This is a genomic window from Niastella sp., assembly GCF_045805085.1.
Taxonomy (GTDB): Bacteria; Bacteroidota; Bacteroidia; order Chitinophagales; family Chitinophagaceae; genus Niastella.
Genome location: NZ_JBJMLX010000319.1, coordinates 19,216 through 27,346 on the forward strand (window position 1 = coordinate 19,216; position 8,131 = coordinate 27,346).

Consider the following 8,131-nt stretch of genomic DNA (forward strand, 5'->3'; position numbering starts at 1 on the left):
TACAATTCGCTTGTTTACTTTTTTATACTGTATAAAACCGGGTAATCGTCGTTTCTTGCAAACAATACATAATTCACGCCAGTGCCAGGTATCAGGGTAATGTCGCGCACTTCGTCATCAACCATCAGACCCGATTGCCTTGCCGGCAGCCAGGTAAAGCTGCCTTTGCCATTATTGAGCAATACATCACCATAGCTTGCATCCAGTTTTCCAAACTGCGGCGGAAAACCTGATCTGTTACCACCCAACACCAGGTCAGGAAACCCATCTTTGTTTATATCTGTACTTAATATAGCATTTACCACAGATAGTTGTGCCTGGTAGGGCAATGGCTGAATGGCAAACTGGCCATTGCCTTTATTAATGGCCACACACGACCTGGTATAATTAAACAACTTCACATTGCTTTTATCTATAATTTCCTTGGGGAACAATTCCTGGATGGATCTTTTCGCATAATCCTTATGCTTAAGATTCTCTTTCTTTATAGAAGGAATTTCATCCTGCATTTCCCGTTTTAGAAACACCGGCACATCCCGATTATCAACGGTACGGGTAAGTATTTTATCTTCCGATCCATTGCTATTAAAATCATTGATCCACAATTTAACCGGGTTGGCAGCATCGGGATGCAGATAGAAGTTATCGCCTACATTACCCAGCACCAGATCAGTTTTGCCATCATGGTTTATATCGGTGGCTACAATTGTTTGCCACCAGCCATAGAGGTTCCCGAGATGGCTTTTCACTTCTATAAAATGATCGCCGTTAAAAGAAAATATCCGCGGCGCCATCCACTCACCAACTATAATCAGTTCCTTACTGGTATCGCCCGCTACATCGGCCCACACGGCGCCCGTTACCATTCCAATACTGGCAATATCGGGGTTCTTTGTTTTGGCAATATCTGTGAAATGACCCTGGCCATCATTCTGGTAAAGATAACTTTCAGGCGGCACCCCATAATTACGGGGCGTGCTTCGGCTGCCCACAAACAGGTCGAGGTCGCCATCATGGTCAAAATCATTGGCAATGGCTACTCCGGTGTTCATGCCATTGCTTTTAAACGCGGCCGCATCGAGAGTAAAGTTTCCTTTGCCATCATTTTTCAATAACCGGCATTGCATTTCGCGACTATAAGGGGGAGAATTATTTCCACCCGGTCCTATAAACAAATCAACATCGCCATCCTTATCGCAATCAAAGAACAAAACGGCCTCGTCTTCAAAATCTTTGAACTGCATAAAAACCGGCACCTGCTTTTTAATAAATCCACCGCTCTTTTGCTGCATGTATAATTGTCCGGGGTGATCTTTTGTTCCACCGATATACATATCCATCAGCCCATCGCCATTCACATCGGCAGTAGCTACTTTAGGCCCTTCGCGGGAAAGTATTTCGGGAATATTTCTTTCGTAATAGAAATCTACATAATCATCTTCCACATGTTTATCAAATGTATTGGGCGCCAGGGTGAACAAAAGTGAATTATGTTGCAGCGTGTCTGGCAGGGAGCTTTTAGTGGTATTGGCTTTCATAAATACCAACGTTGTATCTATAGCCGGATGTACAATAGTTTCCGTTGAACGATCGGGCCACATAATGACCATGGAATCTATCCTGGCCGTTTTTCCCAAACCAATCACCTGTTTATAATCCATTGACGATTGAAAACCCCGGCTTGGGATCACTTCGCGGGTAATAATGGAACCGCCGGCATGAACGGTTATTTTGCTGCCTATGGCATATGTATTCTGATCGCTTTCTTTTAGTAAGATACTTATGTGATGATTGATATGCCGTTCGCTCGCCCGGTTCTTATAAATAAAAGCAGGCCCATTCATGTTATTGATAACCAGGTCAAGGTCACCGTCGTTATCCAGATCGGCATAGGCGGCCCCGTTCGAAAAAGAAAGCTGGGTAAAGCCCCAGGCTTTGCTTACATCGGCAAACTGCAAATTGCCTAAATTTCTGAACGCTTTATTGCTCACCGGTGTTTTAGGAATATGCTCCAATACCTCATTCACTTTTTCTTTCTTTCCCGTCAATACCATCTTTTGAATTACATCATTGGCGAAGAAATCCATAAAGTCAAGGTCGGTCACATCACGGTTCACACCATTGCATACATAAATATCATTCAGGCCATCGTTATCTGCATCGAATAACAAAGCGCCCCAGCTCCAGTCGCTTGCACATACGCCACTATAATTGGCAACGTCTGAAAAAGTGCCATTGCCATTATTTATCTGCAGACAGTTTTTCATGTACTGATGGTAGAACCCTATTTTCAATTTATTTCGATACTGATCGATGTTATCGAACGCGCCCAGTGTTTTTAACCGGTAATCATTATCCGGCAACATATCGGTGGTGAAAATATCTGCATACCCATCGTTGTTTATATCAGCTATATCGGCGCCCATCGATGAAAAGCTGTTCTGCTTCATGCATTGTTCCATTTCATCTTTAAAGGTGCCGTTGCGTTGATTGATGTATAAATAATCGCGCTCGTACGAATCGTTGGCTACGTAGATATCAGGATAGCCGTCGTTATTGATGTCTGCTACAGATACCCCGAGACCGAAACTCATTAAAGTACCATGGATGCCGGCTTCTTTATCTACCTGGGTAAAATGGCCGTTGTCGTTGCGGTACAAGTGATCACCACCAGCTTTTACAAAATCGGCTACCGGCCATGCTGCGGCCGGCAGGTCGCGCCGGTTGGTGTAACCAAGGGTATTCACCGGCATGGGACTGTTATCGATCATAAAACAATCCAGGTCGCCATCGAGGTCATAATCAAAAAAAGAAACCTGGGTAGTGTAGGCAGAAACAGCCAGCCCGTATTTGGCCGCAGCCTCTGTAAAGGTGAGATCATGATTGTTGATGTAAAGCTTATTTCGCCGGTTGCCGTTTTTCATATGACCCGAATTGCAAACATACATATCGAGCCAGCCATCGTTATTGATATCTACCATTACGGCGCCGGTGCTCCACATGCTGTCCTGCTTCATGCCGCTTTTGGCAGTAATGTCTTCAAATTTAAAATCGCCTTTATTCAGGTACAGTTTGTTTTCATCCATATTCGAGGTAAGCAGTACATCGGCCAGGCCATCGTTATTGATATCGCCAATAGCCACGCCGCCGCCATTATAAAAATTGCGGAACAAAAAACTGTTATCATATTCCTGATCAACCACCTGGTTATTGAAATTGATTCCGGAATTTTCAACCAGCTCAAACAGGGTTGAGGAAGCCTCATTTTTATTGTTACAGGAATAACAAACAGCCAGGATGAGCAAACAGACAGGCAATCTTTGTAAATGCATCCGGATATTAATATAATTGAATATAATGAGTGCGTCTTTATGGCTACAGAAAGCACAAAGGTCATTATTAAATAATGACCTTTGTGTATACAATAAATTTAAGCATTAAAATTTATTCACCGTATCCAGGATTTTGTTTCAAATTAGGATTAGCCAGTAATTCGTCAGGCGCAATAGGGAATAACAGGTTCCGTTGCGGATCGGGGTCAGCATCTTTCAACGCCCATTGTTTCAGGAATACCCCAAACCGGATGAGGTCCTGCCGCCGCCAGCTTTCAAAATACAATTCCCGGCCTCTTTCAGCCAGCAATGTGTTGGGGTCATATACATTAGCCGGATTAACTAATGTAATACTGGTCAACGGTGTTGCGCCCCGGGCGGTTCTTAGCTGGTTTACATACACCAACGCGCCGGCCATATCAGCAGACGATTGCCGTAACTTGGCTTCTGCCATCATTAAAAGCACATCGGCATAGCGGAACATTTGTAATTGGTTCCTTTGATTTCCAGTGTTATATGCGGAATAATCAGGCGGATATTTTACGACCCTGATACCTGCCACTTCCAGGCGGCTTTTCTCAATTTCAACCAGCTTTACATCTGTTGTAAATGAAAGGGGATTCCCCTGACGATCTTTTAGGGGCTGCTTGTTTTCATTCAATTGCTGTCCAACTACAAGGCCAGGTTTTAATCCTGACTGGTCGGTAACACCAGGATAGTCTACACCACCCTTCCTGCTATCACTTGCATCGAATGTATTGTAAAAATCGGCTACAGTAGTAAATCCATTCCAGCCCGCGCTGCCAAAAGTGTTGTTCTTATCCCAGGAGTTATAGTGCAGGGTCATCATCCAGCGGGCATTAATGCCACCACTGTTGATTCCGTTATTAGTAGCAGTTCCTGCATTCGGCCATGAAAAGATCGCCTCTTTTGAAGTGCTTGCATTGGAAGGACCGAAATTATCAAAATAATTGGGCGTGAGTGAATTGGGTTTGGATGAGCCTTGTATGGCGGTGCCTAATGCCACCACCTGCTGCATATCGGCATCAGCAAAAGTGGGCTGTTGCCTGTTCAAAAAAGCACCTTTGTTCAATAACACTTTCATTAATAAAAAACGGGCAGCATCCGGACTTGCTCTGTAAGGCTTACTGCTATCAGATAATTGCGGAATAATTGAAGTCAAAGTAGTCACCAAAGTATCCACTGCCTGTGCGGGGGTCATTACCGGGGCTGGTTCAAGGCTGTTGTATCCGGCGACAGTGCGGTAGGGCACCTGGCCAAACAGGTCGAGTAAATAAAACTGAGACAAGGACCGCAGGAATAATGCTTCTGCCCGCTGGGTCGGATTGGGATTAAATGCCAGGACGGTCAGGGCCGAACTTTGCAGGCCGCCCAGATTATTATATACAGTTTTAAACTGTGCATGTATTACGTTCCAGGTATGGGCATGCAGCACCCGCCAAACGCCATTGTCGTCCCAGTCACCGCCACGGGTGGGTATCAACGCTTCATCGGTTGTTGTTTCCTGTAAGGAAAATAATTGGTCCTGGGCATGCATCAGTGCATTCATGCTGTTATAGGCTGCATTCAGTAATGCATTCACATCTGCGTTTTGCGAGCCGGTTGTAAAGCTATCATTTAAACTCTGATCCAGTTTCGTACAACCCATAACAGTCACCAACCCGAGTATCGATATATATTTAAGTTTCATATTGTATTATTTAAGTAACAGTTATAATTGAAAACTTACACCTAATAAAAAGGTCCTTTGGGTAGGATAACCAATATAATCAACGCCCAGTGATGGTACGCCATTCAGCGCTTTATCAACATTCACTTCCGGATCAAAGCCTTTGTATTTTGAGATAACAAAGACATTGTTTACGGTTGCAGACACACTGAGGTTTTTAATCTGGTTGCCAATATTGCCAAATGTATACCGCAGACTGGCGTTGTGTAGTTTTACATAACTGCCTTTTTCGAGGAAGCGGGTTGAAGTGGCGATGTTATTTGCCACATTCTCTGAGGTACCCGGTAATCCTTCTGCTATGTTACGGCCACCAACAATATTCGAAATGTTCAGCACACTCATTGCCGTATTGTTGTACAATTTGTTGCCAAACTGGCCGTGTGCGCCCAGGTTTAAATTCCATTTTTTATAACCGATATCTGTATTGAAACCCATGTAGGCTTTGGGGTTAGGGTCGGCAACATATTGCGGAGTGCCTTTATTGGCATATGAGCCTATACCATCTTTATCAAATCCTGTAAACTCTGGCAGCCAAAAAACGTTTAATGGTTGTCCATTGGCAATAGCTTCAGAATAGGCGCCACTGGTTCCCTGGCCATGTAACGCACCTGTTAATAAAAATGGAGCGGTTCCTGCCGCAGGATACACAAATTTGTTCTTCAGGATTGTTACGTTTCCACTAGCACTCCAGGTAAAATCCTTACCGGTAACGATCTCTCCACCCAAACTAGCCTCCACCCCATTATTTCTTACATAGGCATCAGTTATATTTATGTATTGGCTGGCCCCGGGGAAAGGTTGCGAAATTGTTTTAAGAATAATAGGATTGGTTGTTTTTTTGTTGAAATAATCTACTGTACCATAGATCCTGCCGTTCAACAGTTCAAAATCAAGACCGGCATCAACAGATTTCACGGTTTCCCATTTCAGATCCGGGTTGCCAAAATGTACGGTTGTTAATGTGGCATTATTGGTATACTGGTATACATCAAGCGCCGCATTAGACGGAAACTCCTGGTTTCCCGTTTCACCATAACCCAATCTTAGACTCAGTGTTTTGAACAACTTCTGGTCATGCATAAAATCTTCGCTACTAATGGTCCATTTTGCTGCTACAGCCGGGAAGTTGGCGTATTTGTTATTGGAGCCGAACTTGCTTGAACCATCACGGCGGAAAGTGGCTGTCAATGAATATCTTGCATGGTAACTGAAAACAGCCCGGGCAAAAACGCTTTGAATTTCAGTCAGTGGATCGCGGAAGGAACCGGCCTGTAAATTACCCTGTTTGCCTGCAGCCATATTATCGTAGTAATGTATGCCTGTGCGATTGGCTTCCGTAAGATTATAGGGGAAATCATATACGTATGTGGTGGCGCCCCAGTAATTGGTTTTCCAGTATTCATATCCTACCAATGCATTCAAAGAAAAGTCGTCTGTGAGGTCTTTATTAAAATTAAGGGTATGGGTAATTGTTTGTGAAGATAAATTCCTGCCATATACGGCAGCAAGGCCTTTTGCGGGGGCATCACCACCGGTACCTTTTATCCAGCCCTGTATTTCACCCTTTCTGTCGCCCCGGCCATAGTTAAGGCCATACAGGAATTTATATTCTAACCAGTCGGTGAACTTGTAACCAGCGCTTACATTTCCCAGCAGGGTAGTAATGTTTACGTAATCGTTATAAGCGTCTGATAAAGCCAGCGGATTAACCTGACCGCTGGGATTTGCCTGATTATAGGTTCCATCGCTATGTCTCAGTGGCAGTGTCGGGTTCCAGATCAATGCCAGCGATATCAGGTTACCGTTACTGCCCGCATCCTGCGATATGGGAGCCACCTGCTCTGCAACATGGGAAGCAGTAGCACTAAAGTCAATGCTTAACTTTTTATCAAAGAATTTATATTGACCATTAAAGTTGCCGGTATACTTTTTCAGGTTCGTTTTTAAAATGATGCCGTCCTGGTCACCCACAAAGAAGGAAGCGCGGTAACGGCCATTTTCAGATCCGCCACTGAAGGCCAATGAGTAATTCTGGGTAAAGCCATGCCGAAGGATCTCATCGAATGGTTTAATGCTTGCGCCGGAATCGGACAGGGGCGCGCCATATTTTGCAAGGGCCGACCGGTACCCACCTGCATCAAGCACTTTTATCTTGCGCATTTCATTGCTAAATCCTGCTGATGCATTGGCGTCGATCTTCATTATGCCTGCAGTCCCTTTCTTGGTAGTTATCAATACAACACCGTTTGCGCCACGTGAACCATAAATAGCGGAAGCAGAAGCATCCTTTAATACCTGCACATCGGAGATCTCATTGGGATTTATAAAAGTGAGCGGGTCACTCGCAGGCGTAGTCCCAACACCAGAAGGAGCAAAGTCGGGGCGGGCCGTTCTTCCATCCAACGGGATCCCATCCACTACATACAATGGCGTATTACCGGTTCTGATGGAGTTGTTACCCCTGATCTTTACAATGGTAAGGCCACCCGGCTGACCACTACTGTTGGTGATCTGCAACCCGGGTACTTTACCTTGCAACAGCTGCTCAGGCGTATTGATCTGCCCGCGGTTAAAATCCTTGGCAGTTACTGAAGATACCGAGCCCGTCAGGTCTCGTTTTTTTACCGTACCATAACCCACAACAATCACTTCGTTCAGGCTGTTGTTGCTTTCAACTAACGCAACCTCAACTGTGCTGGTTGCTGAAACGTCTACGTCGGTTGTTGTAAAGCCAACCGCACTCACGGTTAGCGTTTTGGTGGCTTCGGGCACCGGTAGTCTGAAGATCCCTTCAGCATTGGTAGTGGTACCGCCTCGGGCACCTTTAATAACGACAGAAGCGCCAGCAATGCCGGCTCCCTTGCTGTCTTTAACACTACCGGTAATTTGTTTTGTTTGAGAATAAGCGGAGATAGAATAAATAGCAAACATTAAAGGCAGTACTGCCTTTAGCAATCGTTTTGAGGGCATAATAGAAGTAGTTATTGGTTAAGAAACAATGATACCAATGTGTGACCTATACACAATTATACTTAATTTCTTAGATTCC

The 8,131-nt window shown here is 44.6% G+C and carries 3 protein-coding genes; all 3 read right to left on the reverse strand.

Annotated features, from left to right (window positions below; all coding sequences use genetic code 11):
* Nucleotides 1-14 precede the first annotated feature (14 nt).
* Nucleotides 15-3,332, reverse strand: a complete 3,318-nt coding sequence (locus ACJ751_RS16750) for a VCBS repeat-containing protein (protein WP_407746669.1) — start codon at nucleotides 3,330-3,332, stop codon at nucleotides 15-17.
* A 112-nt stretch (nucleotides 3,333-3,444) separates the two neighbouring features.
* The gene (locus tag ACJ751_RS16755) at nucleotides 3,445-5,043 is read right to left on the reverse strand and encodes a RagB/SusD family nutrient uptake outer membrane protein (RefSeq protein WP_407746670.1); all 1,599 of its coding nucleotides are present in this window, start codon (nucleotides 5,041-5,043) and stop codon (nucleotides 3,445-3,447) included.
* 21 nt (nucleotides 5,044-5,064) lie between these two features.
* On the reverse strand, nucleotides 5,065-8,052 hold the full coding sequence (locus tag ACJ751_RS16760; RefSeq protein ID WP_407746671.1) for a SusC/RagA family TonB-linked outer membrane protein: 2,988 nt from the start codon (nucleotides 8,050-8,052) through the stop codon (nucleotides 5,065-5,067).
* Nucleotides 8,053-8,131: the final 79 nt, after the last annotated feature.